Origin of the sequence: Flavobacterium sp., from assembly GCF_027490375.1 — a bacterium.
In the GTDB taxonomy this organism is placed as follows: Bacteria; Bacteroidota; Bacteroidia; order Flavobacteriales; family Flavobacteriaceae; genus Flavobacterium.
In genome coordinates, this window is the sequence record NZ_JAIXYH010000004.1 from 22,860 (window position 1) to 49,651 (window position 26,792).

Sequence of the window (26,792 nt, forward strand, 5' to 3'; positions counted from 1 at the left end):
GTGCGCGCAAATTTAAACTTAATGCCTGAATGTGGAAAGTTTGAATAACATAATAAACAGTAACCAGATTAGTTTACTATTTTTACGACCAAATTGCGGTTACCAATGGCATCTTCGTACGATAAATTTCAAAAACGCCGACTCATAACGTCTTATTTTTCAGCAGTACTCAGCGTATTTTTAGTGTTGTTTCTGTTGGGTGCGCTCGGCTTGTTTGTAATTAATTCCAAAAAATTAGCCGATAATTTTAAGGAAGAAATCGCTGTGACGGTTTTTTTTAAGAACGAAGCCACCGATTCGACACTTACGGCTTTTAGCAACGAACTTAAAACGGCAAAATTTGTAAAGAAAGCCGTGTATGTTTCTAAGGAACAGGCAGCAAAGAATCACTCGGAAGTGGTTGGCGAAGACTTTATTTCGTTTTTAGGCGTTAATCCGTTACAGAATTCGTTTGATGTGTATTTGAAAGCCGATTATGTAGTTCGCGACAGCATTGACCGCATTGAAGATCGTTTGCGTAAAAATGAAATGATTGGCGATGTGGTTTACGACAAGCAAATCGTGAAATTGGTAAACGAAAACATCCAGAAAATTAGTTTGTGGATGCTCATTGTTTCGGGCGTTTTTGCTCTTATCTCGGTTTTAATTATCAACAGTTCGATGCGTTTATCGATTTACAGCAAGCGTTTCATCATAAAAACCATGCAAATGGTAGGCGCTACAAAAGCGTTTATTCGCAAACCGTTTATTTGGACCAGCGTGAAGTTGGGAATCATTGGCGGCGTTTTAGCAGTAATTGCCCTAATTGCTTTGCTGTTGTGGATTGATAATGCCAATCCGGGATTAGGCGTTTTAGACGAACCTATTGCCACCGGAATTATCTTATTGGCCGTGTTTGGATTGGGTGTTTTAATCACGTTTGTGAGTACCTTTTTTGCCACACAGCGCTTTTTGAACTTAAGAACAGACGATTTATACTAGATAACTATGAAAGAATCTAAAGAAACGCACTTCGTATTCGGAAAACAGAATTACAGATTGTTGTTAATTGGCTGTGCCGTTATCGCCTTAGGTTTTATCCTGATGTCGGGCGGCGGATCGGATGATCCAAATGTTTTTAATCCAGAGATTTTTAATTTCCGACGCATTCGATTGGCACCCACCGTTGTTTTAATTGGTTTTGGCGTGGTTATTTGGTCGATTTTAAAAAATCCTAAAACGGCGAAATGAATTATTTCGAAGCGTTTGTTTTAGCGGTCATTGAAGGTTTAACGGAATATTTGCCCGTATCTTCAACAGCACACATGATTTTTGCGAGTTCGTACTTTCAAATTCAAAACGACGATTTTACCAAACTCTTTCAAGTGTCGATTCAGTTTGGAGCCATCTTGGCTGTGGTTTTTCTTTATGCCAAAAAATTCTTTGATTTTACGCGTTTACAATTCTATACCAAATTAGCCATTGCCGTAATTCCCGCTTTGGTTTTAGGCAAACTCTTCGACGATTATATCGATGCCGTTTTAGGTGATCCGGTTCCCATTGCTATCGTGCTTATTATCGGTGGTGTTGTTCTTTTGTTTATCGATAAGTTTTTTAAAAATCCCACCATTCACAACGAACAAGAACTTCCTATTAAGAAAGCTGTGATCATTGGTTTTTGGCAATGTTTGGCTATGATGCCAGGCACAAGTCGTTCGGCGGCATCAATCATCGGCGGTATGCAACAAGGACTTTCGCGACAAGCGGCTGCCGAATTTTCGTTCTTTCTTGCAGTTCCAACCATGTTGGCCGTTAGCGCGTACAGTATTTTTGTAAAAACATACGAATCTACTGGTAGCAAAGGTTACGAACTCATTTCGGCTACCGAAAACGGCTGGCAACTCTTTTTAGGCGGTAATGTTGTTGCATTTATTGTGGCGGTTATTGCAATCAAATCGTTTATTGCGTTGTTGCTCAAATACGGCTTCAAACTTTGGGGCTGGTACCGCATTATTGCTGGTATTTTACTGCTGATTTACTTTACACGTTAAATGAAGAATCGCTCTTTTACTGCCGAAAGTTTTCTCGAAGGCGAAGTTTTGCTTTTCGATAAACCCATGCATTGGTCGAGTTTTCAATTGGTGAACAAAGTAAAATGGTTGTTGAAATCGCAGTTGGGTTTGAAGAAAATAAAAGTGGGTCATGCCGGAACGCTCGATCCGCTGGCAACCGGACTCTTGATTGTTTGCACCGGAAAAATGACCAAATCCATCGATACGTTTCAAGCTGAGACTAAGATTTATTCCGGGACGATAAAGTTGGGTGCTACAACGCCTTCGTACGATTTAGAAACGGAAATCGATGCTGTTTTTCCAACCACGCATATTACCGACGAGTTGCTTTCTGCGACAGCGAAGTCATTTGAAGGAACCATACTCCAAAAACCACCTATTTATTCGGCGATTAAAAAAGAAGGCAAGCGGTTGTACGAACACGCACGTGCAGGCGAAACTGTTGAAATTGCGGCACGTCCGGTGCAGATTTACGAATTTAAGCTAAATCGCCGTTCAGAAACCGAGCTCGACTTTTGGCTCACATGCAGTAAAGGAACTTATGTACGTTCGCTGGCGCACGATTTGGGAACGGCATTGCAATCAGGTGCGCACTTAACGGCATTACGCCGAGAAGGCTGCGGTGCGTTTCTGGTAGATGAAGCCTATACGGTTGAGAGCTTTGAGGCAGCACTAATTGTGTCAATAAAAAATTAAATTCTGAACTTACTTTTAGTTTGGAGTTAGTGATTTTTATGGCTTCTAAACTTTAAAAAATTGAGTTCATTTTCTAGTTAAATTTATGGCGTCCAATTGATTTATAGGATGGAATTTTTGATTAGAATTAGGGAGTTAGCTAAATCACACGGTCAGGCTTTAAAAGTTTGCAGTGATCTAGTAAAGCAATATAGAATTGTTCCTACAACTGAAGTTAGTATAGATTTTACAAATTGCAATTTCATTTATCCAGACTATGCTTTGCTTTTATTGTGCACAGTAAAGTATTTAGAAAGTCTTGGGTATGTCGTTAGAGGGCGAATTTATGTACAGCAATCTTCACTTCCGGCAAATTATTTAGCAGGTATAAAATTTTTCGAGGAGTTAAAAGTTCAACTCCCATTTAGTGTTGATAAAGGTAATGATGAAACTTCTGTACAAATTCAAAAATACACTCGGCAAAATCAAATTACTGTTTTACACAGTTTTCTTGGTATTTTGAGAAAAAAAGCTTCAATGCATGAGAATGTTTACGTGAGCTTAGACTATTGCCTTAATGAGATTTTAGATAATGTTCTCAATCATTCGGAACAAAATGAAGGTTGGATTGCAGCACAATATTTTTCAACACTAAATACAATACGGCTAATTGTTTGTGATTATGGAATTGGAGTTCATAAATCCCTAAGCAAGGCCTTTACTTTTACCGAGGAAGAAGCAATTTTGAAATGCATAGAAGAAGGCGTTACGAAAGGAGGTGGACAAGGGCATGGGCTTTATGCAACAGCTGAGTTTATCAAACTCAACAGGGGTTGGATGAGTATTTTTTCTGGAAACAAAACTCTGAGTGTTTCCGAAAATGAGACATCTGTAAAAGATATTGATTATTGGCAAGGAACCTGCGTCTATATCAGAATTAATACAAATGTAGACGTTGATTATACTTCCTTCACTAGCAAATTTTATGATTACAAAAAACAGGTTTATGAAGATTTGTTTGGCGATAGGGAATAGTATTTGCAGTTTACAAATTATGTATTACTTTTTACTATAAAATGTAATACTTTTGTGTTTTATTGTTGGAAACGAATTTTAATCATGAATGTAACTATCCAAGTTGGAGATATTGGCTCAAGTCTCGGAACAAGAGATTTAGGAGCGCAAGTTCGTATGTCCATTATCGAAAAAATTAATTCAAATGAAAAGGTGTTTCTTGACTTTAAAGGTGTTGAGGTTGTTACCAATTCATTTGCTGATGAATGTTTCAGAAAACTTAGAGAAACTGTTGATATCGATGTTTTTAGAAAGAAAATTACTTTTCTAAATACAAATGATTTTGTTCAAAGAGTAATCATATCAGCTTTGTAAGCGAGCCAAATTAAATTTTCGAGACTTTTACGGTGACTGTTTTTTAGCGAATGAGATTGACTTGATTTCGAAACAAAGAATTCCCTTTTCAGCTAATCTAACAAAGATTTTTTGTCATTTATCTCGCTTTACAACTTCACCAAACTCAAAAACTCCCTTTGAATCAGCATTCCAGCGTCTTTGTTATACCATTTCTGCAGGTGAATTTTTAACTTTTCGTCGATTACGCCGTATTTGTCGCGATACTGACGAACGATTTCAGCAGCTTCGAACGGGCGCGGTCCGTAAGCGGCGTACACTTCAAAGGTATCGGTGTCGGTTACCACAATTCGCGGAATCGAACGCGCTTCTCCCGTAAGGAAATAATCCATAAATTCCGGATTTTCATCGCGAAGCACACACTTAAAGGTTACGTTTGGAGCAAGCTCAGCCATTTTATGAATGTAAGGCAAGATTTGAGCAGCATCGCCACACCAACCTTCAGTAATGGCAATCCAGGTTTGGCGGTGCGGAAGTTTTTCGAGCTGTGCGGCAATTTCCGGATAGACTTCAGAAGTTTTGTCGAGTCGCGACATTCGTGCTTCGTTGAGTTCGCTGTATTGCAGCAAATCGGCCGATTGTTTTGGTCCCGTACTTTTCCCTTCGGCAATTAAATCGGATACTAATTTCCGGTACTCGGCATAAGAATACGATTTGGATAAGGCGTCCTGAACCAAAGCAGGCGGTGTGCTAAAAAACTTCATATTTTTCGATCTATAACGTAGTTTACCATCAGTTGCAACGCATCGCGGTATTCGTTTTGTGGAAAGGAACTTAGAATATCGAGCGCTTTTTGCTGATATTCCAGCATTTTATTTTCGGCGTATGCCAAACCATTTTTCTCTTTCACAAAAGCAATTACCTCTTTAACCCGTTGTTTGTTTTTATTGTGATTCTTGATGGAATTAATCACCCAATCCTTCGACTTTTTATCGACAGTATTCAGCACATGAATCAGCGGCAAAGTCATTTTCTGCTCCTTGATATCAATTCCGGTGGGTTTGCCAATGGCTTCGTCGCTGTAATCAAACAAATCGTCTTTGATTTGAAAAGCCATGCCAATATATTCCCCAAATAAACGCATTTGCGCCACCAACGCATCGTCTTGACTCACCGATTGCGCTCCCAAAGCACAGCACGACGCCACAAGTGTTGCCGTTTTTTTGCGAATGATTTCGTAATAAACGTCTTCGGTAATGTCGAGACGGCGGGCTTTTTCAATTTGCAAAAGTTCGCCTTCACTCATTTCGCGTACAGCAACCGAAATAATTTTTAGCAAGTCGAAATCGCCATTATCAATAGAAAGCAGCAAACCTTTCGACAACAGATAATCGCCTACCAAAACGGCAATTTTATTTTTCCACAAGGCGTTTATCGAGAAAAATCCGCGGCGTTTGTTCGAATCGTCAACAACGTCGTCGTGAACGAGCGTTGCGGTGTGAATGAGTTCGATAACGGCGGCTCCGCGATAGGTTCGTTCGTTTACCGAGCCGTTGTTGAGCAATTTGGCGCAAAGGAAAACAAACATGGGGCGCATTTGCTTGCCTTTCCGATTTACAATGTAGTAGGTAATGCGGTTGAGCAGGGCAACTTTTGAAGTCATCGATTCGTGGAACTTCGACTCAAAGCGTTCCATTTCTGCCTGTATTGGCTGCTTGATCTGCTCAGTAATTTTCATAGTTACAAAGTTAGGTAGTCAACCGCTAATCAGGTGTTAATGCTTTGCTCTTTATTTGCTAATTGTCCGCAGGCGGCGTCGATATCTTTACCGCGACTTCTGCGTACTTTTACAACAATACTGTTGGCTTCGAGTGCTGCGATGTAGGCGTTTATGGCTTTTTCATCGGCTTGTTGAAAGCGCTCGTCGTCTATGGCGTTGTATTCAATTAAGTTCACTTTGCACGGCACGTATTTGCAAAATTGCACCAACGCATCGATGGCTTGTTTATGATCGTTAATTCCCTTCCAAACCACGTATTCGTAAGTAACCCGACTTTTGGTTTTTTGGTACCAGTACGCCAAGGCTTGTTTGAGTTCGGTGAGCGGAAAGTTCTTAGTAAACGGCATAATTTCGTTTCGAATGTCTTCGATGGCGGCGTGCAACGAAACGGCGAGTTTAAATTTCACACCGTCGTCGGCCATTTTGCGAATCATTTTCGAAATTCCCGATGTAGAAACGGTAATGCGTTTGGGCGACATTCCCAAGCCTTCGTCGGACGTAATACGGTCGATCGCCACCAAAACGTTGTTGTAATTCATGAGTGGTTCGCCCATACCCATAAAAACGATGTTGGAAAGCGGACGGTTGTAGTACGCGCGGCTCTCGGTATCGATGGCCTTTACTTGATCGAAAATCTCGTCGGCGTTCAGGTTGCGCATGCGTTTTAGTCGGGCGGTTGCGCAAAAATTGCAATCGAGGCTACAGCCAACTTGGCTTGATACGCATGCCGTAGTTCGGGTTTCGGTGGGTATGAGTACCGATTCAACAATCAAACCATCGTGTAAGCGAACGGCATTTTTCACGGTGCCGTCGTCGCTCCGTTGCATTTGGTCGACGTTAATGTGGCGAATTTCAAAATGTTGTTGAAGTAAGGCGCGGGTTTGTTTGGAAAGGTTGGTCATGTCGTCGAAATCGTGTGCACCTTTTTTCCACAGCCATTCGTACACTTGATTGCCGCGGAACCCTTGATCGCCGGATTGGATAAAGAAATCGCGCAACTGTTCTTTGCTCAACGCACGAATATCTTTCTTGGTTACTTCCATAATGCAAAGGTACTAAAGCCCGTATTGAAAACAATTGCTTCAGTCGTTTTTGATTGTTTTGCGAGCGTAGTTTTTGGGCGTACCGGCGGCTCGATTGTTCGTCAATGAAAATAGGTGATGGCCGCCGTCGCGCTTTCCGTTGCAATACCGTTTGTTGTTGCGTGTTTTTTGTATGCTGCGGTTCGGCTTCCGCTGGTCGCCACCCCGAAGCACAAAAAACAACGCACCACCAGCACGGTATTTTCACTTCAATCGCTTACGCGGAAGAGTGCGTTGGGGAAGAGGTGATTAATATGGTTCTTTAAAAAAGGTTAGAAAAAGTTGAAATAAAGGGAGATTATTTGGAGACAATGAGTTTTGGTTTGCTATCTAAAAGTTTAATAGCAATATCTCCAATTCCCGACATATAACAACCAAAAGCATTTTGTTTGCTTTAGGTAAGCTGTACTAGGTATTGTATAAACACAAAAAACTGACAAGCAGGTGGTTATCGAAATACTTTTAATGAAACTATTTTATTGCCTTCGTCTCACTTCCTGCTAGAATACCACCGTCAATAGTCAATTCAATACCTGTTACGTATTTGCTTTCATCGCTTGCCAAATACAAAATTGCATAAGCAACATCCATTGGCATACCAAACTGTTTCAAGGGAATTGAAGCTTCTATTTCTTTGATTATTTGTTCTCTCTCTTGTCCAATACCAAGTATCATATCCCACATTGGAGTTAGAATTGCAGCAGGATGTACACTATTACATCTGATTTTATATCCTTTCTCTGCACAATATAAAGCTACACTTTTCGTGTGATTTCTTACCGCTGCCTTACTAGAAGCATAGGCTACAGCGTTTGCCACGCCAACCAAACCACTTCTGGAAGAAATATTAACAATACTTCCCCCATTATTTTTCATGAGCTTGATTGCATATTTACAACCAAGCATTACTCCGGTTGCATTTATCCGATGAATTTCATCCCATGATTTTAGGTCTGAAAATTCGGCATCCTATGGTCCAAAAGATTCTTCAAAACCTGTAATTCCTGCGTTATTGACCAAAACATCAAGTTTTCCGTATTTATTTGATATGTATTCGGTTGCTTTGAGCCAATCTTTTTCATTTCCCACGTCTAAATGAATATACTCAGAGTTCTCTTTTAAATTGTTTACTACAGAGCTACCAAGATCATCACGAATATCTGAAACAATTACAATCGCTCCTTCCTTTTTAAAGAGTGCCGCTGTCGCTTCACCTATTCCTCGAGCAGCGCCAGTTATTAAAGTTATTTTATCTTTCAGTCTCATAAATCACAACGTTAAAAAATATCACGAGTTTACAAGAAAGTAAAAACGTAATAATGAATCTGTAAATCAATTATTTTACCTATTCAGCCACTTTTTAAAGTCTCCCGATTTATCGATGCTAACTATTATGTCTTCTTCGGGAGTGGGTTTCAATTCTAATTTCACCCTACTTTTAGACCAAATAATCATTTGTTGAATACTTTTAAAGCCAACTATGGCTTGTCGATTCACACGAAAAAAAAGATTTGGATCGATTTTGGAGAATATATTTTCAAGCGATTGATCGATTAAATATTTTTCGTTGGTATGTGTCACTAATTTAGCGTATCTACCTTCCGACAAAAAATAGGCAATATCCTGCGTAAGTATGCTTTTAATCTTTTGTCCGCTTACAACCATAAAACGTTCTTGGTAACTTTTTTGCTGTTGAATAGTTTCAAAAATAGACCGATAATCGGGGATGTCTGCCTTCAAAGTTCTAAACTTATTGAGGGCAAAATTCAATTCTTCTTGCGAAAATGGTTTCAAGAGATAATCTATACTATTCAATTTAAAGGCTTGAATGGCATATTGGTTATAAGCTGTGGTAACAACTATTTGGGTAGTTATGTTTACTTTATCAAAAATCCTAAAACTGCTGTCATCTCCTAAATGGATGTCTAGAAAAATTAAGTCGACATTATTTTGCGCGAGCCATTGCACGGCATCGACCACATTGTCGATTACAGCCGCCACTTGAATTGTGTTATCTTCATGGTGTAGCATCTCGATTAATTTGTCGGCGGCCAGCTTCTCGTCTTCAATGATTACTACTTTCATATGCATTTATTCTTTGATCAGTGGGAGGTGAACTATAAACTGTTGTTCCGTTTTTTGGAAACTGGGAATGGATGTAGTGATATACTTGTAACGAGAAATAATGTTATTGATTCCGGTTCGGGTTGAATCTTCCACAATTTTTCTGAGTTGAAGTGTATTCGATATAACTACATGTTCATTTTCAGTCGTTATCAAAATCTCTAAAGGTTGTGTTTGCGAGATCGTATTGTGTTTAATGGCGTTTTCAATAACCATTTGAAGGGCAAACGGCGGCAGATAGCGGGAGGTGAATTGGGTATCTAGCTTTACAGAGAAAATCAAATTAGCTCCAAATCGAATTTGTTGTAACTTAATGTACGTCTCTACATGTTCTAGTTCTTCTTTTAGGGTTATCAAATGATGATCCTTCAGTTGCAAAGTATTACGAAAAAGTTTGGAAAAAACAGTTGTAAACTCTACTGCTTCATTAGGGTTCGATTTGATTAAAGAAGAGAGAGCATTGAGTGAGTTGAATAAAAAATGTGGACTAATTTGATTCTTTAAAGTTTCAAACTGACTCAAAATATTTTCATTTTCAAGCTTGAGGTTTTGCTCTTCTAGCTCTTGTTTTTGATAACTAAGAAGCAAATTTGCTTTTTGCTTTAGCTTGTAATTTCGAAACAAAATAAAAACAATAACTCCAAGAAATAGCGTGATGATCAGCAATGCGAGCCGTGTGTTATTTATCGTTTCCAGTTTGGATTGATCCAACTTTTTTTGGGTTTTTAAAAGTTCAATTTCGGTGTTTTTTAGATTCAGTTTAAAGTTTTTCTCTAATTCAGAATTGATTTTCATATTCTCCGTTTGGCGAATAGAGTCTTTAAAATCAATCAATTCCCGCAGTAAGCCTGCTTCTTGTTTATAATCTTTTTTTGCTTTGGCGAGACGCGCTTTGGCTAAATAGCTTTCTTCTATATTATAAGGTGAACTGGACTCCAGTGAGGCTTTACCTCCCATGGAGATGTAGTGTTCCGCTTTTATAAAATCGCCAGTTTCAGCATATAAGGAACCGAGGTTGAGTGCAATAATTGCCAAACTATTCAAACTTTTCGACTTTTTCTGGTATTCAAATGCTTTTAATTCGCTAACAATAGCGTTGGGAATATCCTTTAAGATTTCGTAGATAACCGCCCTATTGTGATATACTAAAGACAAGCCATTGTTGTCTTGTACCTTTTCTAATAAAGGAATAGCCTTGTTGTAACAGTTCAACGCAATTTGATGATTTCCCTCGTAATCATTGGCGACTCCTAGGTTAGAATAAATCGTTTTTAAACTGTTGTAATCGTCACGAGGAGTGATTGAGAGCGCTTTATTTAAGTACTCAATAGCTATTTTGCCTTGATCTAAATTGAGTTGTACAGCTGCTAAGTTTATTAAGGCGAAAATCTTTCCCTCATTTTGCTTAATAGAATCAAATATTCGGTACGACTCCATTTGAAGTTTTAACGCTTTTGAATTATTTCCGAGCGATGTTTCGGCGATTCCTTTTACTTGAAGCAATAACGAATAGTCGATAATTCGCTTCTTTTTTTGAGCCGTTATCAGCATTTGGTCGGCTATTTTTATAACTGATAAAGGATTATCGAATGCAACCCTGTTCAAAGAGTCTATTTTATTTCTAAACGCGTCTCCTTTACGAATTTGTGCCGCTGTATAGCCGAAAGATACAAGGGCAAGTAGTAGAACTATTTTCTGTAAGCGCATTTTATATCAAATTTCCTAAGGATTAAAGTTAGATTATTTCGGCTAATTCTATAAAGCATTCTTAATGAGTGTTTTACAGTATTTTTCCATAAATTTTAAATTTACAACTCAAACCATTCAACATAAATGCCTAGAACTATGTGCCAAATTAAGTAATGGCCAAGTCTTAGGAACAATGACGCCAGGAATCCTGCTTTTTTGAAATAAATGGCTTGCAATGCATTCATTATAAAACCACTGAGGAATGAATACAAAACCAAAATAAAACTCTCATTTGGCAATTGTTCTAAAGGCTCTCGTACGGAGGTAAGGAACACAGCTATGTAGAAAAAGTATGTATTGTATTTCCCTTTAACAAACCATTGCCCTAAAAGTAAAATACAAGTTAATGGAATGAGCCTGTAAAAGACTTCGATCTCGAAGGCCCCCGAAAAAAATAAAAGTAGCGAGTAGGGAAATGGCTGCAAAAACGGTGGTAATTCTTCATATGGCTCGGGATGCAGGATAAACTTCCAAACAAGGACATCCAAAATTCCAAAGAAGATTCCAATCATTACGGGAACGACAACTTTATGCTCGGTGCTTATATTTCCAGCCCAAAAATTGGGTATTCCCGCTTTTTGCAAAAGAAAGAGAAACGGAATTCCCAAACATAGCCAAAGAAGGTTTTCATAATCCCAAATTCTTAAAGACTGGTACTCGTTTTTAATGCTATTTCCGTAAATAATACCCAATAATGCAATACCTATAAATATGGTGTAAAGGATAATATTTTCCCATGTTTTACTTTTTTTAAATCCATTCTTTATTTCTTCCATTTTGTACAACTAGAACTTTTTACTTTCTGGTTAACTAAATTATAAGTTTCAGTGCGCCTTAAAAACACAGCTAGGGCAATGTCCCTCGATTTAATGTCTCATTTTTTGCTCCCAAACCAGTTTTCCTTCAGTATCAAAATATTTTATTCCTGCAAAAGCCTCTTTACTTTTAAACCAATTTCCATTTTTCTTGGATGTACCAATGAGTAATCGACCATTTTCGCCATTGATAACTAGAGCATTGGTGCCGTCTTCTAGTGCTACCAGATGAACTGCCTCACCATCTTTGCTATCCACACCCATAATTGATCTTGATTTACCGTCTTTGGTCGTATTTACTCCGGCACCGCCGAGCTCCCAACCTTGTTTGTCGTTCCAAAGTATGCCCGCGGGTTCAAACATACGTTGTCCCGTGTTGGGATCGGATAATTTATCGCCCAAAAGCACTCGGTCGAAACCTTCTTCATTCATAATTACAATTCCTTCAGCACTGTGTTTATACTTTTTATACCACTCCATATATTGGTTTTCCATATCTTCAAAAGACTTGCCCCAATACTGTCTGACTTTGGTAGTATCTGTTCGTACGCGATCTTTAGAAAAGGGAATTGGTGCCCCTATAAGAATTCGGTCTTTTCCATTTTGATCCTCAATTACAATCCCTTTAGCGCGTATGATATTGAATGTTTTGGGTGTAGCAAATCCATAGGTGATGAGACTTCCTATCGTTAGTAGTAAAAAGACCGAAAAGATGAGTTGAAGCCTTTTAAAACGTTTTTCAACTTGTTGTAAACGGCTTAGAATTTCTTGCTCCATGTCACTTTTTTATTACTTTAATAGTTTGTTCTTTCGAATTGATTTTAATTTTTACCAAGTACATCCCTGCTGAAAGTTCACTCATATTAATTTGAGTTTCTCCTCCTCGCAGGATGATAGATTTTACCTTTCGCCCATAAGTTTCAAAAATATCTACTTCTGCTTCTTGAAAACTCCCAATGTTGATGTTAAATTTCTCTGTAAAGGGATTAGGAACTACAGTAAAGTTATGGGACTCAAAATCAGTATTAGATAATGTAGGATTAGCCAACCAATAAACGTCATTAATTACGCCAGTGTCACCGATATCTCTCAATTGGAGAACAGGGAAGCATTGCGTATTTGTCCAGAATACAAAATATCTATCGGCAAAAGTGTCGATTTCGGCCCCTAGAACCCACTCATTAGTGTCTGCTCTCAAAAAATCCGATACTGAGGTCGTCGCTTTATACACTTGTTGTCTTAAAGCTTGAAATGAACCTGAGGGCGTTGTTACAGTTCCCCATCCGTCAATTAAATAAGTGAGTTCTATAGTAGATACAGTTCGCACGGAGTCTACTACATAACTAGTCGCCAAAGGCATTCCAACATAAAACTTAATTTTATCTTCAAATGTGCTTTGTTCAAATTGTTCATAAGTAGCTGGAAATTTTAATAAAACTTCCCCGGGAAATTTTGTTGATTTTATACCCGTACCATTAAAACGCCCCATGTCTCTTATGTCATTATTAGAAAATTGAAGATATTGTGAATCTATCTCCCCATTGTTCATCAAAACGACTCGATTGGCTGAAAAATTGGGACCAAATGGAGCATTGTTGGGAGACACAACTTTCATATTTCTGCTAAATTCAAAAGGCAAATTTGAATAATTCCAGATCGCATTAGGTCCCGATGGAATATCGTCTGTAAAAAGAGTCTCGTTTTGAATAAAAAGTGATGAAAAATTGATGTCATGATTCATGCCAATAGGCATAACTTGATTATTTTCAATAATAATTTGCCCGAAGAATGTTGAAAACTGAGTTATAAAAAACAAGTGGATTAATTTTGTTCTCATTATAAAATAAAAATTAATTTTTAAATAAAATTTCTTTTTTCTAAAACGAAATCCACCTCACTTGTTGATTCAATGATTACTTGATACACTTCAAAGGCAGTAGTATCAAATTGAATGGTATGGTAGCCTTTTTGAGCTATTACTTTTTCAACGACAATTTTCCCATTACTGTCATAAACAGCGACAAGCAAAGAAGTATCGTGCGATGCTCGAAGCTCTATTTTTATTTCTGAATTGTATTCTCCTTCGACATAGAATACCTTTTTATGGATTTCGGCTCGATTTTTTATAATTCGAGAAGTTTCTTTAGAGCAATTTGAAATCGTGCATTGATCGGTATTACTTTGTGCTAAGATCTTTGTATTTGCTAACAATGCGATAATAAAGTAAATACCGATGGTTACTAGTTTTTTCATTTTTTTTTTGATTTTGATTGATGATTGAAACATAATTAACGAAACAAAGGTAGAGCGTCTCTTACTTTTGGATTTCCATAATGTAATGAAAGCGAAGTAAAGCGCAATGAGCGAGAATAAAACCTAGTGATTTCAAAAAGCAAAGGGGAATTTTGCTTAAATAAATCTATAATTCCTTTAAATACAGGTTTTTAAATTGAACTTTCATTGCAGGACCAACATGAACTTGCATCCCCAACAAGCCTTTATGAGCTCTATTTAGAACATCATTATCAGTTACATCACTAAACAAGATTCCATTGACGTAATGGAGTAATCGATTTCCTTTTATAATCAAATGAAATCGGTTCCACTTGTTGGATTTAATGGATTGCTTTAATAATTCGGGAGCACCAAGGGAGTCCGTTACAGTGACACACGTCCATGAATTATTTTGAATTTTCGTTCTTAAGTCAACCAGAGCTGAAGGTCCAAAACAGGGATTAATAGTTGTTTTTTGTCCAATAAAGGCGAGTGTGGTACGCTTTCTTTCCTCATAATTTTGACCTGTGTACACATTTTGCCCGTCTAGGTCGGCTTGATATCCGCGCAAAGCATATGGCAGCTCAGCAACTCTTTCGCTTCGGTAGTTTATACCCGAATTACCGTTAGCACTAATTTTGAATTCCCCTTTCAATTCAAAGTCAGCTGGCGCTCCACCTTTCCAAATGATAAAAGAATTGTTTTGTAGCAAATTATTGGGTTTCACCTCTCCAGTGATAGCGCCCTCCTCTACCCGCCAGTAGGTCGAATCCCCTTCCCATTGATTTAAGGTTTTTCCATCAAAAATGGATATAAATTTTTTTTCCGACATCTTTTCTATGGCTATAAGCGAGTGATGTTTTTTAGCTCTATTCGGATTTGTGTGGGCAAGGAAGAATAATAGTAATGAAGCAGGGAAAATGGTTGGAAATAGTGGATTCATAATTAATGTAACACTAATACAGACAATTAATAAGGTATGACATGTCGTTAAAGAAAAGCTATCGACCTTGTATCGAAGAGGTTAGCTCTTTGGTTTTGAGGAAAAAATATTTTGATAGAAATCGCGTCTGAAATGTTGTAAGTTGAGGGTATCCTTACGAACCTTCCTTAAACTTTATGAATTGATACGTTGTAAACTCAACTAGAGGATCAACGGAGAGTTCAAAACTTACGATTTTACTGTTCTTTTCTTCAAAGGGAATGACCACTTCTCCAAACATCTGATTAGAATATGTGCAGAAAAACCGGTTGTCGCTTATATGTTTTAAAGTAGCGGTTAACGAAGGATGATGTTCAAACTGCAATTGCAGCGTATCAGCTCCGATCAATTTTACCTGAATAATTCCATATATCTTATTTTGATAGTAACCTTCGAATCGTTTTAATGGGATTTTAGTTTTTATTTTTAGGGCTACACTATCCGACATTACTTGCAACCATTGTTCGCGACGAATCTCTTCTGCTTGGGTAAATTCGAACATACTTTGTGCGTGATTTTTAAAAGGTTTGTTTATATAGGCGTCAACAATTTGCCATTTGAGTGCTTCTGTCAGTTCATGCGCATCAGAATTGGTTAGAATCACAAAACCCAACTTTTCTTGGGGTACAAACCCCATCATGGTAAGAAACCCATGATACGCACCTCCATGAGTTATTACTTCTTTTCCAAAGTAATCGCGAGTTTCCCAACCTAAGCAATAATTAACATGTGGATTACTTCCGTCGGGTAAGTACATTTTACCAATACTGTTGTAAGGTTTTTGCACGCGATCAAAAATACTTTCAGCAAAAATTCTCTTTCCCTTGATTATGCCTTTGTCTAATTGAAGTTGTATCCAAACTATCATTTCGTTTACTGATGAGTACATGCCACCAAATGGTTCAATTCGCGAATCTTGCCCCGCTTTCATCGACTTAACAGTGCCTTTTCTTTTAGAATGGCCTCTTGCCACATTTTTATTTGTTTTTAAGTCTTCGGTAAAAAGAGTACCTCTATTCATTGCTAAGGGTTTCAAAACCTCAGCAGTAAGGAAAGATTGCCATGTTTTTTTGCTAACTTTTTCAAGAACTTCTCCAGCGATGAGATACCCATAGTTGCTATATTGAAAACCCGATCGAATAGGATATCTAGGTTTAAAATTCGACCATTTTTCTAATAATTGGGTTGTAGTTAGTCGCGATTCTGACCAAAGAAAATCTCCCTGAAACGTTTCAACACCTATTCGATGTGCTAGCAAATCAATGAGGTTAAGCTCATTTTCATAATCTTTATTTTCCATTTTAAAATTTTGAAAATGATGTTTCACTAAATCGTCGAGTTTCAGTTGATTTCTTTGTTCCAAAAGCGCCAAAGAAAAGGCGGTAAATGATTTTCCCATAGACCAAATGGGAAACAGTGTGTTTTCATCTACTTTACTGCCTGTATCCACATTCGCGACGCCAAATCCTTTTGAATAAACCAGCACATCGTCTTTGGTAATGGCTACTGCTACGCCTGGTATATTCCACATTTTCATAGCCTCATTGATATACGAGTCTAGGCTATCTTTAATAAATGTGTTTTTAGTTTGCGCGTTTACATCGTTGTAAAACAATATCAAGATTAATAAAAGCACCGTTTTATATGTCGAGTATTTTGATGGAGATCTTTTCATTATTGCTACTGTAAAAAATAAAATACAGTACTAATGTAAAGTCATCGTAGCCTACAGGTAGGTAGAAAATGTCATGAAAGTGCGAAAAGGTGTCTTAAAAGTGTATTATCGAATTTTAATAAGGGCACTCGTTTCTTTCCAGTTATTCAATTTATAGTCATTCGCAAGCTTAAAAGACGATTCATTCAAAAAAAAAGCACTTTCATTACATTGTGTTCTAATGTAAAAATGAACGGCTTCTACTTTTGACCCGAATTTTAAATGGATTACCATGAGAACCGTGATTATTAAACTTGCTAGTAAATTTGTATTTGTAATGTTAGCATTTTTTACCAGCCCAGCTGTATCTGCGCAGGAGTGGACAAGGATAGTAGCATTGCCTGAAACTGAGTTTACGTGTATTAAAGTGATTGAAGGAAAAATATACACAGCATCCGAAAATATGCTGTACACAAGCACTGATGGGATAGCTTGGCAAGCAGAGGTAATTACTGACGACCTTATTACCCCAACAGCCATCGAAGTTTTTAACAACACACTTTATCTGGGTACTTTCTTTAATGGGGTGTTTCAAAAAAATTTAACTTCCAATACTACTTGGAGTCAATCTTTAAGTGGAATTGCGGTTTCTTCATTTACCGTCCACAATAGTGAGTTGTATCTGTCCACATTTGGAGCAGGCATTTATAAAAAGGGAAACACTAATTGGCAAAACATCAATTATAATTTACCCACATTTTCGTACAATGTGAGCAAAATAGCATCGATCAACAACATTTTATATGCTTTTGCTGGAGGAAATGGAACTTTTTATTCCTTCAGTCCCAATCAGCTTAGTTGGAATGTACATTATTATTTTGGTGCGCTTGCACCCGGTTTTATTGCCGATGATGTGATCAAAACAAACTCCAATACCGTCTATGTAACGCGTGGAAATGCGCTATTACGCAGTGATGATTTTACGCAAACTTGGAACTCCGATGCGATAGGACTGGTTAACGGGAACAACCGCATCATTTATGCAGGAATGCAATCTATCTATGTGTTATCGCTCTTGTTCAACGACGACAACGGAATTAACTACACTCATTTACAAAAAAGATCCAATAGTTTACCGATCTCTAGCTCTTGGGGAACGTCTAATGAACTTTTGGAATATTACTGCTACGGAATTGCAGAGTTTGGCAACACGGTATATTTAGCCACAGAGCAAGGGCTTTTTGCCAGAATTGACAATAGCCTAGGTCTGCCCAATCAGGGAATTGAAAAAGTAAATATGGTCATTTACCCAATACCAGCGACCGATAAAATACATTTTGAATGCGCATTGAAAGTAAAAGAAATTGTGCTTTACGACTTAGCTGGGCGATTGGTACATCAGCAAAAAAATGAGAGTCGCACGGGAACAATTTATTTCGATAAGAAAGGAAACTATATAGCAAACTTTATTCTTGAAAATGGATTAATACACAGCGCCAAGGTGATTATAAACTAATTTTATTCAATGATGTCAATTAAATGAAGCGTATTTATGCTAAGCAAGATCCCAATTTTATTGGGCTTGCAGGTCTGAAAAAAATTCGATTTGATATTCGGAATTTAATTAATTTCTCCCTGTAGTATTACATCTAGCGAAAAAGAGCGCAATGCCTCCAGTGAAACTATGAAACGGCTTTACAAATGAGTACGAAGGTTAACAATGAATTTAGGAATGAAGGCAGAAAACTCGTAGTTTACATCGCCATGAGCCTCGATGGGTATATCGCCAAACCTAACAACGACTTGTCGTTTTTATCCTTAGTGGAGAAACCTGGCGAAGATTATGGGTACCAAAACTTTATTCTACGATTGACATCGTGTTGATGGGGAGGAAAACCTACGATTGGATAACCCAACAGTGCGAGTTTCCGCATAAAGACAAAAAAACCTACGTGATTACACAATCTCTTAGACCTAATAAAGGAACGATTGAATTTTATAACGGCGATTTACCAGAGTTGGTTAATACACTAAAAAGTCAGCCGGGAAAAAACATCTATTGCGATGGCGGTGCAAGCATTATCCAACAATTGCTCAAACATAAATTGATAGATGAAATGACGATTTCAATTATACCCATTTTATTGGGAACGGGAAAAAAGCTATTCTCTGAATCGATCCCCGAGGAATTACTTCAATGTGCGTCTGCAAAGAGCTTCGACACAGGATTGGTGCAATTGCATTACAAGCGTATTCGACGATAGAGCCTATCTATTCGATTTTTATTTCCACAACATCCCTGGTTTGAAAACAGCTCCGTCTCTTTTTACCTACGTTTTGTTCAGCCGATATTTTACTAAACTACAATCTTTATTCTTCAATTTTGATTTTCGGGAACGCATCGTTCAAGCACTTCTTTCGCGTTAAGGACAGCAGCGGCATCCCCAAAAACGGGGTGGGAGCGGGTTTGGGTTTTTGGGATATAGCGAATGGCCTGACCGGCGGTTTTTTGCGGCTGTGCCCCTAGGCCTGCCGGAAAAAAGTGCAGGGAACGCCCAAGAATTTAAAGAAGGTTTTAAAAATGGAAAAGTTTGTGCAAAAAAAAAATCGACTCCGAAGAGCCGATCGTTTTTATCTAATTTCTTGATTTTGAATTAAATCAATGAAAAGGTTGATTTTGTTTTTGAGTTCCTTTCTTTGAACGATGAAATCGAGGAAACCGTGCTCGAGTAGGAATTCCGACGTTTGGAAACCTTCGGGTAAATCTTTTCCGGTGGTGTCTTTTACTACACGCGGACCCGCAAAACCGATTAAGGCTCCCGGCTCGGCGATATTCACGTCGCCCAACATCGCGTACGAAGCGGTAGTTCCGCCGGTAGTTGGGTCGGTACACAGCGAGATATACGGCAATTGTGCTTCGGCCAACTGTGCCAATTTGGCCGACGTTTTGGCAAGCTGCATCAACGAATACGCGGCTTCCATCATACGTGCGCCACCCGATTTGGAAATCATCACAAACGGCAAACGATTTTTGATGGCGTAATCGATACCGCGGGCAATTTTTTCGCCCACTACGGCACCCATCGAACCTCCGATGAAGGCAAAATCCATACAGCAAACCACCAAATCTTTACCTTTCGACTTACCAACGGCAGTACGAACGGCGTCTTTCAATTTGGTTTTTTCCTGCGCGTCTTTGAGTCGGTCGGAATATTTTTTTGTATCGAAAAAGTGCAGCGGATCTTTAGAAGTCATTTTCGGATCGAGTTCTTTAAACTCGTTGTTATCGAACAATATTTCGAAATATTCTTTACTTCCGATACGCACGTGAAAGCCGTCTTCGGGGCTTACGTATAAGTTGCGAGCGAGTTCATCGGCGTCGATAATTTTTCCGGTAGGCGATTTGTACCAAAGTCCTTTCGGAACGTCTTTTTTATCTTCTGTAGGCGTTTGAATTCCCTTTTCTGTTCTTTTAAACCATGCCATAAGACGAGAATTTTAGAATTAAGCGAGGGTGTTTACGTTATTTAAGTCGGCAAATGCTTCTTCCAAACGTTTGATGAAAGTTACTTCGCCTTCGCGAACCCATTTACGTGGATCGTAGTGTTTTTTGTTTGGAGCATCGTCGCCGGTCGGGTTACCGATTTGCGTTTTCAAATAATCGATGTTGTTAACCATGTAATCGCGAATTCCTTCAGTGTAAGCGAATTGCAAATCGGTATCGATATTCATTTTTACCACGCCGTAGCTAATTCCTTCGCGGATTTCTTCGAGTGTTGAACCCGAACCGCCGTGGAATACAAAATCAACAGGATTGTGACCGGTATTGAATTTATGCTGCACGTAATCTTGCGAATTTTTTAAGATTTTCGGTGTCAGTTTTACGTTTCCTGGTTTATACACGCCGTGTACGTTTCCGAAAGCGGCTGCAATGGTAAAACGCGGACTCACTTTCATCAGTTCTTCGTAGGCGTAAGCTACTTCTTCAGGTTGCGTATAAAGTTTAGAGCTATCTACGTCTGAATTATCAACGCCGTCTTCTTCGCCACCGGTAATTCCGAGTTCGATTTCGAGCGTCATATTCATTTTGCTCATGCGAGCTAGGTATTCTTTACAGATTTCGATGTTTTCGTGAAGTGGTTCTTCAGAAAGATCGATCATGTGTGAGCTGAAAAGCGGTTTTCCAGTAGCGGCGAAGTGTTTTTCGCTGGCATCTAGGAGTCCGTCGATCCAAGGAAGGAGTTTTTTCGCACAGTGATCGGTGTGAAGAATTACGGTTGCTCCGTAAGCTTCGGCGAGCGTCTGTATGTGTAAAGCTCCAGCGATTGCTCCGGCGATTGCCGACTTTTCGTTTTCGTTTTTGAGGCCTTTTCCGGCGTTAAACTGGGCGCCTCCGTTTGAAAACTGAATAATTACGGGTGCTTTTAACTTCGCAGCTGTTTCAAGTACGCCGTTTATGGTACTGGAACCTACTACGTTTACTGCAGGTAAGGCAAAGTTTTTTTCTTTTGCAAGCTTAAAAATTGCTTGAACTTCATCTCCGGTAGCTACGCCAGCTTTAATGTTGTGCGCCATTATTCAGGTCTTTTTAAATTAAGGTTACAAAAGTAAGAAAACCGAATCGAATGGCAGATGTTGGGATGCCGAAAATGTGCCGAAGCTACAAACCAACAATGATTTCGAATAATTTACAACTTATAGCTAATCGAAAGCATGACAATTCGTGGCAGTACAAAGACTTCATTTTCGCTAATCATAAAGTCGGAGAAATTGTAGGAGAATTTGGATTGAATATTGAACAGGTTGTTGGCTTTGATTTCGTAACTAAATGCCTTATTTTTTCTTTGGTAGCGAAGGGAAGTATTTGCTAACTCGAAAGCGTTACGTTGTCCGGTATTATTTGTGTTTTGGAGGTATTCGTAATCGAAGTTAAAGATAAAATTTTTCAAAAAGGTGTGTTCAAACGAGCCGTTCCATGTGTCTGAGAAGAAGTCGGCGCGTGTGATTCCTGAAAACTGACTAAACGTTTTGCTGTATCCCACTTCGATCACGGGCCATTTTTTGTTTGAAGTGCGTATCGACAGACCAAGTATTTGATTGTTTCTTTGATTTTCGGTTTCAATAGCGTTGAGTTCTTGTAAATAATTAAACCACGAGAACGCCGCGTTGGCTTTTACCGTGAATTTGTATATTTTTTTGGAAATCGAGCCCGACAATCGGTAGTTTGTTTCAGGGTTATCGTTGAGAACAGGTGTTGTAAACTGATTGATTCCTTGCAGTTGTACTTCGTTTCGGAGCGTTCGAACTTTTTTATTAAAAGACGCAACTGCATTTAGAAACAAACCGCGATACATACTCATTTTGGTATAGATAACCGTTGCGTTATGAAAACGCTCATTATTAAGAAGTGCGTTACCTTTAAATACTGCGTTGTAATTTTGGAGCACGAATCTATCGGCAAATTGCGTTACATCGGCAAACGTATTTCGCAGGCTGTAATTACCACTAAGCGATTCGGCTGTATTGAAATCGTAGGTTAGGTTTAGTTGTGGCTGCGGCAGCGCTTTGGTTAGCTGTTGTTTCCCGCTTTCTTGTTCGGTTTGCAGCGTAAAATGATGCCAAAACAAGGCAGGTCTTCCTGTTAGTTTCCCGATTTTGAATTTGTATTCAAGACCAATTTTGGCTTCGTTGAGTTGGTAGGTAATGTTATTTCCAAAATTAGCCGAGGAAAAGTCGTTGATCGTGCCGTTGGTTAGCCGTTGTTTTTCGGCTGTGGTAAATGAAGCGTTAGTATAGGTGTTCCCAAAAATAGTATATAAGTGATTGAAATTGTTGAAGATGTGATAATGTTTGAAAAGTAAATCGATGTTGTTATTGGTTTGTTTTTTAATTTGATTGATGTGATAATTTGCATCGGTTTCCAAAGGAATTAAACCTTGAAGAAATTGATCGTTCGTAAACCAATTAGTTTGTGGCGTTGTTTTTTCGTAAGTGTGATTTAGAACAACTGTGCTTGTATTTTTATCGTTGTAATTTTTATGCCATTCGACAAATTGTTTGACGGAAGCGTTATCGGCATCGGCCAATGTCAAAAAGTTCGTGTTTGCTAAATTGGTTTGCGAATTGAGGGTATTTTGGTTGTTGTTTTGCGACGCATCAGCGTGGATGTTGTAGTACCATTTTTCTTTTTTGGAAGGCGAGTAATCCAATTTCGCATTGAGTAAACCTAAGGTGTTGGTTGTGCTATTTTTTTGCAGCAGATTTTCAAAAGTTAAAGAGTCGTTTTTTAGATATTGGTTGTTTGTTGTTGATTGTGCGGCTAAAAATGTTTTAGAGAATATTCCGAAACCACTGATATCCAATTTGTCGGTTGCTTGAAAACTATAATTTACAGCAGCGAATTGCGATTTATTTTCAATGACATCGGTGTTTTCGTTTGTGAAGTCGTACAGATTTGTGAGTGTTGGTTTGTTGCTCAGAAAGGTACTTACGCCGCCTTGAAATCGCATAAGATCTTCAAAACTTAATGTGCTTTTGCCGATGTTGTTATTATCGCCAATAAAGCTAAGGTTCATTTTCGGGCTGTAATAAAAGAGTCCGGCGTGAAGCAAGTTGTAGTTGGTTTTACTGCCAACGGAAGAAGCGGCTTCGAGATCGCCAAAAACGAATTTTTTCTTGTCTTCTTTGAGTTTTACGTTCATAGCAAGTTCGTCGCTGTCGGAAACTTGTTTGAGTGCACCAACTTGGTTGAAGTGATCGATAACTTCAATTTTATCGAGTGCGTCGGCAGGTATGTTTTCCACGGCGAGTTTGCTTCCGCCGCCGAAAAAGGATTTATTTTCGACTAGCATTTGGGTAACGCGTTTGCCTTGTACGGTTACGTTTCCGTTTTTATCGACTTCAACGCCGGGTAGTTTTTCGAGAACTTCGCGCATTTTACGTTCGTTACCGTTGGCAAAGGCTTTAACGTCGTAGATAAGTGTATCTTTCTTAACAACTATGGGCTTATAGTCGTAGTTTATGACTACTTCTTTGAGAGTTTCGCCCGTTCCTTGGAGTTTAAAATTCAGGCTTTCAGGATAGGAAATGCCATCGAGTTTTATGATTTGTTCTTTGTAACCCATGTAGGAAACGGAGACATCGTAAGGAACGCCGGTTTCTAATTCGATTTTAAAACGTCCTTTATTATCGGCAATGGCGAATTTAATGGCAGGCTTCTCGGTTAGCGATTTAGCTAAGACGTTGGCGTTTTCGAGGGGTTGGTTTAAACTGTCGGTTACGGTGCCAATGAGGGTTTTTGAAGACTGGGCATAAGAAACAAATCCGAGCGAGAAAATCGCAAGGATTAGAATGCTGTGGGTAAATTGATACCTTTTTTTGAAGATTAAGAAATTAAAAATCAATACTATATATGTTACAGAAATTCTTATTTAAGATATAAACGAATTATAGACTCGAGAAGTCTATTTCAACTAACCAAACTAGTGTGAAGTATCATTGCATTATTGTTTATTTTTTAGTTTAATTTCGTAACTACGTGCCGAATTTTGAGTTAATCATTTCACCAGTAAATTAAAGCAGTTTTTAGTCAATAAAACGATATTTAATCAACGCATGCGGTTCATTCTTCTTCCATAAATTTATCTAACATCTGATTAAGTTCAGTCTCTGTTACTACTTTGATGGTTTCAAAATTGCGCGGCTTAACTTCGCAATTTTCAATAGTTTCAATCGACATGGCTTTGTAGAAACTTGTGTGGACTTGTAATTCTAAAATTAAACCAGGCAAACCTCCGTAACCATTTGGACCGAATGAAAAGGGAAGATTCGGACAAAACCACGCCGTTATGGGCTGGTGAAAAACTTTATCAATACCTTGAACTACTCTTATTGAGGTAGCTTTATAGCAAACATAAGTATCAATTAGTTTCGTTTCTGCTGTTATATTCCAATCTTGTGCGTCAATCTTTTTCAAATACGTTTTTGAACCAAGAATTAAAATTTGTCGTAGCACCTCTTTGTCGCAACGATAAACTTCGCCTGAATAATCGAGAAAAGGCATTGAAGTAGTTATTACGTCGCCATTTGCAGATGTCGAGAGCATATTTCTGGCCTTAAACAACGAACATCCTGAAATTATTGAAAGATCAAAGCGCAGTGCGCTTGCATTTTCTTTTGCTGCCTTAAACAAAGATTCTACGGGATTATTCGCTTTAGTTAATTCGGCAATATCGATGACCTCAGCGTTGTAGACAACCTTAATACAATTGTTTTGAGCTACACAAACGGAGCAGATAAGAAAGAGAAATAAAAATTTTAACATCTTGCAAGTCTATATTGAAACGTGCACCTCACACCTTTGGTAAGGCACACGTTTATTTTATAATTAAGGGCGCTTAATTACCCCAAAAGTTATGCTGCCCATGCAGTTGAAATAAGTTTGTGATGCCGTAGCGGAAGCTTGATCATCACTAAAGCCTTGTGCTCGCAAATAACTATAGGTTAGTGCTCTTTGGTTTAAACAATCTTGAGCAGTCGTTGGAGGTAGGGCTTTTTTGGAAACCTCTGTCGCTGGACGTGTAATTGGAATAGGTAATTGATTTGAGGCAACAGCTGCCGAGCTTGCTAAAGTTAAACAAATCAAACTAAAAATCACTTTTTTCATAAAAATCGGTTTTAAAAATTAAATAAAATAATAAGTTGGTTAACCGATATCAAATCAAAAAAAAAAAATAAGCGGTGCAAATTAAGAGGCGACTTTAACAAAAGTAATAGTAAATCTATTGAAAGTTAAACAATAATTTTTGTAGTAGGTTTTAATGGTTTGTAAAATATAAATCACTCACGGTTAAGGAGCTAACTGTAATTTCAAACAACCTAAAGCTTCGCTAAAATGCCTGGTGAGTTTCAGAAATGATGTTTCTACAATTAAAGTAATTCATTTAGATCTATTTGATGACAACTTCTTTTAGCGTTTCACCCGTTCCTTAGAGTTTAAAATTTAGGTTTTCAGGACAGGAAATGCCATCGAGTTTAAAGATTTGTTCTTTATAACCAATGTAAGAAACGGATATCTCATAAGGTACGCCTTTTTGCAGTTCGATTTTAAAACGTCCTTTATTATCGGCAATGGCGAATTTAATGGCAGGCTTCTCGGTTAGCGATTTAGCTAAGACGTTGGCGTTTTCTAGGGGTGTGTTGAGCGAATCGGAGACGATGCCCAAGAGTGTTTTAGTCTGCGAATAAGTTTTTTCGGCAGAAAGAAAAAGAAAGCTGAACAAAAGTATAGCTTTGATTATGAAAGGAAACGTTTTTCTTTTGTATTTATTCAAGATTTTAATTGTCAATTCACTGTAAATTATATCGAGAAAATACGGTTTGTAAATTGAACTTATAAAGAATACTAAAGATAAAAGTCGCTACTCTATATATCGATTAACATAATAGTTGTTTTCTCGCTACTGCTTGCTTAATTCTTTTAGTGTTTCAAATCGTTTGTTAACCACATCTATGTATTGCTTTCTAGACAGTACCGTTCTACCTTTCGGAATCATAAATTCAGAATCTTCTATGTTTCTAAATTTAATTTCCTCTAAAACAAATGCTGAATTTTTCTCTTGTAATTCTAGAATCAGTCCGGGTAAACCACCAAACAATCCAGGTCCAAAGGGAACGGGTATTTTAGGACAAAAGTAAGCGGTCACAAGCTGCTTTGCTATATAGGTACCCATATCAACTTCTTTAATTGTAGTTGCTTTGTAACACAAATAGCCGCTTATTAATTTTTCTTCGTTGGTAATTTTCCAATCTGAAACAAGAGTATCTGCAACAACGTATTCGTGATCTTCAAAAAGTATCTTGTCGCCCTTTACTTCCATTAAAAACGATTTCTTTTGTCGATCAATAAATATTAACCTATCTGCTCCCGCTAGGCTACTTGCTGTGTTTGCAGCAACTTGATCAACTCTATCATTTTGCACAAAATTAAAATTAGCTTTTTCGTTGTTGAAAATCAGACGGTATCGTAATTCCGGTGCTATCTCTACTGCTTGTTTCAATAAGCCATATTTCGAGTCGGCTTGTAAAACATCCTCGCTAAATTGAATATGTAATTTGTAGGTTGCATGACCGCTTGTTTGTGCATGCAGTGCAAACGAAGTAAAAAGGAAAGTAAAAAGAATTTTTTGCATAGGTTTTCAGTTTCTTTTATCTCTAAAAAAGCTTGCTTACATATTGCA

At 38.1% G+C, this 26,792-nt stretch carries 27 protein-coding genes and 1 pseudogene; 9 read left to right on the forward strand and 19 right to left on the reverse strand.

Annotated elements, in window-relative coordinates:
- The first annotated feature begins 105 nt into the window (after positions 1–105).
- From Q0064_RS00170 to Q0064_RS00195, 6 genes are all read left to right on the forward strand, one after another.
- Positions 106–981, forward strand: coding sequence for a permease-like cell division protein FtsX (locus Q0064_RS00170; protein ID WP_298142476.1), 876 nt, complete (start codon positions 106–108; stop codon positions 979–981).
- A 6-nt stretch (positions 982–987) separates the two neighbouring features.
- Positions 988–1,230 (forward strand): DUF3098 domain-containing protein, encoded by a 243-nt coding sequence (locus Q0064_RS00175; protein WP_094486201.1) that lies wholly within the window; start codon positions 988–990, stop codon positions 1,228–1,230.
- Positions 1,227–2,030, forward strand: coding sequence for an undecaprenyl-diphosphate phosphatase (locus tag Q0064_RS00180; RefSeq protein ID WP_298142479.1), 804 nt, complete (start codon positions 1,227–1,229; stop codon positions 2,028–2,030). Before Q0064_RS00175 ends, Q0064_RS00180 begins: the two co-directional genes overlap by 4 nt.
- The gene (gene truB / locus Q0064_RS00185; RefSeq protein WP_298142482.1) at positions 2,031–2,747 is read left to right on the forward strand and encodes a tRNA pseudouridine(55) synthase TruB; all 717 of its coding nucleotides are present in this window, start codon (positions 2,031–2,033) and stop codon (positions 2,745–2,747) included.
- A 108-nt stretch (positions 2,748–2,855) separates the two neighbouring features.
- Positions 2,856–3,761: an ATP-binding protein gene (locus Q0064_RS00190; protein WP_298142485.1), complete on the forward strand. Its 906-nt coding sequence runs from the start codon at positions 2,856–2,858 to the stop codon at positions 3,759–3,761.
- A gap of 84 nt (positions 3,762–3,845) precedes the next feature.
- Entirely contained in the window at positions 3,846–4,115 is a 270-nt protein-coding gene (locus tag Q0064_RS00195; protein ID WP_298142488.1) for an STAS-like domain-containing protein, read from the forward strand.
- Between the two features lie 128 nt (positions 4,116–4,243).
- On the opposite strand, the gene Q0064_RS00200 is transcribed toward Q0064_RS00195, so the two are convergent.
- From Q0064_RS00200 to Q0064_RS00255, 12 genes and pseudogenes are all read right to left on the reverse strand, one after another.
- Positions 4,244–4,858 carry a thioredoxin family protein gene (locus Q0064_RS00200; RefSeq protein WP_298142491.1) on the reverse strand — a complete coding sequence of 205 codons (615 nt, stop codon included), beginning with the start codon at positions 4,856–4,858 and terminating at the stop codon, positions 4,244–4,246.
- A complete protein-coding gene (locus Q0064_RS00205) occupies positions 4,855–5,832 on the reverse strand; it encodes a polyprenyl synthetase family protein (protein WP_298142493.1) in 978 nt (325 codons plus the stop codon). The genes Q0064_RS00200 and Q0064_RS00205 overlap by 4 nt, the downstream gene beginning before the upstream one ends.
- 29 nt (positions 5,833–5,861) lie before the next feature.
- The gene (gene rlmN / locus Q0064_RS00210) at positions 5,862–6,917 is read right to left on the reverse strand and encodes a 23S rRNA (adenine(2503)-C(2))-methyltransferase RlmN (protein WP_298142496.1); all 1,056 of its coding nucleotides are present in this window, start codon (positions 6,915–6,917) and stop codon (positions 5,862–5,864) included.
- A gap of 510 nt (positions 6,918–7,427) precedes the next feature.
- Positions 7,428–8,222 (reverse strand): annotated as a pseudogene (locus tag Q0064_RS00215) (SDR family oxidoreductase).
- 75 nt (positions 8,223–8,297) lie between these two features.
- Positions 8,298–9,041: a LytTR family DNA-binding domain-containing protein gene (locus Q0064_RS00220; protein WP_298142499.1), complete on the reverse strand. Its 744-nt coding sequence runs from the start codon at positions 9,039–9,041 to the stop codon at positions 8,298–8,300.
- A 6-nt stretch (positions 9,042–9,047) separates the two neighbouring features.
- Positions 9,048–10,787 carry a histidine kinase gene (locus tag Q0064_RS00225; RefSeq protein WP_298142503.1) on the reverse strand — a complete coding sequence of 580 codons (1,740 nt, stop codon included), beginning with the start codon at positions 10,785–10,787 and terminating at the stop codon, positions 9,048–9,050.
- A 101-nt stretch (positions 10,788–10,888) separates the two neighbouring features.
- Entirely contained in the window at positions 10,889–11,605 is a 717-nt protein-coding gene (locus Q0064_RS00230) for a hypothetical protein (RefSeq protein ID WP_298142506.1), read from the reverse strand.
- Between the two features lie 90 nt (positions 11,606–11,695).
- Positions 11,696–12,421 (reverse strand): hypothetical protein, encoded by a 726-nt coding sequence (locus Q0064_RS00235; protein WP_298142509.1) that lies wholly within the window; start codon positions 12,419–12,421, stop codon positions 11,696–11,698.
- Between the two features lies 1 nt (position 12,422).
- Positions 12,423–13,481: a T9SS type A sorting domain-containing protein gene (locus Q0064_RS00240; protein ID WP_298142512.1), complete on the reverse strand. Its 1,059-nt coding sequence runs from the start codon at positions 13,479–13,481 to the stop codon at positions 12,423–12,425.
- Positions 13,482–13,501: 20 nt separating this feature from the next.
- On the reverse strand, positions 13,502–13,897 hold the full coding sequence (locus tag Q0064_RS00245) for a hypothetical protein (protein WP_298142516.1): 396 nt from the start codon (positions 13,895–13,897) through the stop codon (positions 13,502–13,504).
- A gap of 166 nt (positions 13,898–14,063) precedes the next feature.
- Positions 14,064–14,861, reverse strand: a complete 798-nt coding sequence (locus Q0064_RS00250; protein ID WP_298142520.1) for a DUF1080 domain-containing protein — start codon at positions 14,859–14,861, stop codon at positions 14,064–14,066.
- A gap of 154 nt (positions 14,862–15,015) precedes the next feature.
- Complete coding sequence (locus Q0064_RS00255) at positions 15,016–16,575, reverse strand: serine hydrolase (RefSeq protein WP_298142523.1); 1,560 nt, start codon at positions 16,573–16,575, stop codon at positions 15,016–15,018.
- Positions 16,576–16,846: 271 nt separating this feature from the next.
- Between Q0064_RS00255 and Q0064_RS00260 the strand changes: the two genes are divergently transcribed.
- The 3 genes from Q0064_RS00260 (at position 16,847) to Q0064_RS00265 (ending at position 18,818) form a co-directional block, all read left to right on the forward strand.
- Entirely contained in the window at positions 16,847–18,070 is a 1,224-nt protein-coding gene (locus Q0064_RS00260; RefSeq protein ID WP_298142526.1) for a T9SS type A sorting domain-containing protein, read from the forward strand.
- A gap of 185 nt (positions 18,071–18,255) precedes the next feature.
- Positions 18,256–18,438 carry a hypothetical protein gene (locus Q0064_RS14705; protein ID WP_366094503.1) on the forward strand — a complete coding sequence of 61 codons (183 nt, stop codon included), beginning with the start codon at positions 18,256–18,258 and terminating at the stop codon, positions 18,436–18,438.
- Positions 18,438–18,818, forward strand: coding sequence for a dihydrofolate reductase family protein (locus tag Q0064_RS00265; RefSeq protein ID WP_366094505.1), 381 nt, complete (start codon positions 18,438–18,440; stop codon positions 18,816–18,818). The genes Q0064_RS14705 and Q0064_RS00265 overlap by 1 nt, the downstream gene beginning before the upstream one ends.
- Positions 18,819–19,185: 367 nt before the next feature.
- On the opposite strand, the gene accD is transcribed toward Q0064_RS00265, so the two are convergent.
- The 7 genes from accD to Q0064_RS00300 form a co-directional block, all read right to left on the reverse strand.
- Positions 19,186–20,040 carry an acetyl-CoA carboxylase, carboxyltransferase subunit beta gene (accD, locus tag Q0064_RS00270; RefSeq protein WP_298142529.1) on the reverse strand — a complete coding sequence of 285 codons (855 nt, stop codon included), beginning with the start codon at positions 20,038–20,040 and terminating at the stop codon, positions 19,186–19,188.
- Positions 20,041–20,058: 18 nt separating this feature from the next.
- A complete protein-coding gene (gene fbaA / locus Q0064_RS00275; RefSeq protein WP_298142532.1) occupies positions 20,059–21,129 on the reverse strand; it encodes a class II fructose-bisphosphate aldolase in 1,071 nt (356 codons plus the stop codon).
- 113 nt (positions 21,130–21,242) lie between these two features.
- A complete protein-coding gene (locus Q0064_RS00280; RefSeq protein ID WP_298142535.1) occupies positions 21,243–23,957 on the reverse strand; it encodes a TonB-dependent receptor in 2,715 nt (904 codons plus the stop codon).
- Positions 23,958–24,175: 218 nt separating this feature from the next.
- Positions 24,176–24,877: a GLPGLI family protein gene (locus Q0064_RS00285; protein ID WP_298142538.1), complete on the reverse strand. Its 702-nt coding sequence runs from the start codon at positions 24,875–24,877 to the stop codon at positions 24,176–24,178.
- 63 nt (positions 24,878–24,940) lie between these two features.
- Positions 24,941–25,219, reverse strand: coding sequence for a hypothetical protein (locus Q0064_RS00290; protein WP_298142541.1), 279 nt, complete (start codon positions 25,217–25,219; stop codon positions 24,941–24,943).
- Between the two features lie 322 nt (positions 25,220–25,541).
- Positions 25,542–25,835, reverse strand: a complete 294-nt coding sequence (locus Q0064_RS00295) for a carboxypeptidase regulatory-like domain-containing protein (protein ID WP_298142544.1) — start codon at positions 25,833–25,835, stop codon at positions 25,542–25,544.
- 177 nt (positions 25,836–26,012) lie between these two features.
- Positions 26,013–26,744 (reverse strand): GLPGLI family protein, encoded by a 732-nt coding sequence (locus Q0064_RS00300; protein WP_298142546.1) that lies wholly within the window; start codon positions 26,742–26,744, stop codon positions 26,013–26,015.
- Positions 26,745–26,792: the final 48 nt, after the last annotated feature.

Coding starts and splice junctions, on each gene's coding strand:
- truB (WP_298142482.1), top strand. CDS start 2,031: ATGAAGAATCGCTCTTTTACTGCCGAAAGTTTTCTCGAAGGCGAAGTT.
- Q0064_RS00235 (WP_298142509.1), bottom strand. CDS start 12,421: ATGGAGCAAGAAATTCTAAGCCGTTTACAACAAGTTGAAAAACGTTTT.
- Q0064_RS00220 (WP_298142499.1), bottom strand. CDS start 9,041: ATGAAAGTAGTAATCATTGAAGACGAGAAGCTGGCCGCCGACAAATTA.
- accD (WP_298142529.1), bottom strand. CDS start 20,040: ATGGCATGGTTTAAAAGAACAGAAAAGGGAATTCAAACGCCTACAGAA.
- Q0064_RS14705 (WP_366094503.1), top strand. CDS start 18,256: ATGAGTACGAAGGTTAACAATGAATTTAGGAATGAAGGCAGAAAACTC.
- Q0064_RS00230 (WP_298142506.1), bottom strand. CDS start 11,605: ATGGAAGAAATAAAGAATGGATTTAAAAAAAGTAAAACATGGGAAAAT.
- Q0064_RS00245 (WP_298142516.1), bottom strand. CDS start 13,897: ATGAAAAAACTAGTAACCATCGGTATTTACTTTATTATCGCATTGTTA.
- Q0064_RS00260 (WP_298142526.1), top strand. CDS start 16,847: ATGAGAACCGTGATTATTAAACTTGCTAGTAAATTTGTATTTGTAATG.
- Q0064_RS00180 (WP_298142479.1), top strand. CDS start 1,227: ATGAATTATTTCGAAGCGTTTGTTTTAGCGGTCATTGAAGGTTTAACG.
- Q0064_RS00250 (WP_298142520.1), bottom strand. CDS start 14,861: ATGAATCCACTATTTCCAACCATTTTCCCTGCTTCATTACTATTATTC.
- Q0064_RS00255 (WP_298142523.1), bottom strand. CDS start 16,575: ATGAAAAGATCTCCATCAAAATACTCGACATATAAAACGGTGCTTTTA.
- Q0064_RS00200 (WP_298142491.1), bottom strand. CDS start 4,858: ATGAAGTTTTTTAGCACACCGCCTGCTTTGGTTCAGGACGCCTTATCC.
- fbaA (WP_298142532.1), bottom strand. CDS start 21,129: ATGGCGCACAACATTAAAGCTGGCGTAGCTACCGGAGATGAAGTTCAA.
- Q0064_RS00225 (WP_298142503.1), bottom strand. CDS start 10,787: ATGCGCTTACAGAAAATAGTTCTACTACTTGCCCTTGTATCTTTCGGC.
- Q0064_RS00300 (WP_298142546.1), bottom strand. CDS start 26,744: ATGCAAAAAATTCTTTTTACTTTCCTTTTTACTTCGTTTGCACTGCAT.
- Q0064_RS00195 (WP_298142488.1), top strand. CDS start 3,846: ATGAATGTAACTATCCAAGTTGGAGATATTGGCTCAAGTCTCGGAACA.
- Q0064_RS00190 (WP_298142485.1), top strand. CDS start 2,856: ATGGAATTTTTGATTAGAATTAGGGAGTTAGCTAAATCACACGGTCAG.
- Q0064_RS00285 (WP_298142538.1), bottom strand. CDS start 24,877: ATGTTAAAATTTTTATTTCTCTTTCTTATCTGCTCCGTTTGTGTAGCT.
- Q0064_RS00205 (WP_298142493.1), bottom strand. CDS start 5,832: ATGAAAATTACTGAGCAGATCAAGCAGCCAATACAGGCAGAAATGGAA.
- Q0064_RS00170 (WP_298142476.1), top strand. CDS start 106: ATGGCATCTTCGTACGATAAATTTCAAAAACGCCGACTCATAACGTCT.
- rlmN (WP_298142496.1), bottom strand. CDS start 6,917: ATGGAAGTAACCAAGAAAGATATTCGTGCGTTGAGCAAAGAACAGTTG.
- Q0064_RS00175 (WP_094486201.1), top strand. CDS start 988: ATGAAAGAATCTAAAGAAACGCACTTCGTATTCGGAAAACAGAATTAC.
- Q0064_RS00265 (WP_366094505.1), top strand. CDS start 18,438: ATGGGGAGGAAAACCTACGATTGGATAACCCAACAGTGCGAGTTTCCG.
- Q0064_RS00290 (WP_298142541.1), bottom strand. CDS start 25,219: ATGAAAAAAGTGATTTTTAGTTTGATTTGTTTAACTTTAGCAAGCTCG.
- Q0064_RS00240 (WP_298142512.1), bottom strand. CDS start 13,481: ATGAGAACAAAATTAATCCACTTGTTTTTTATAACTCAGTTTTCAACA.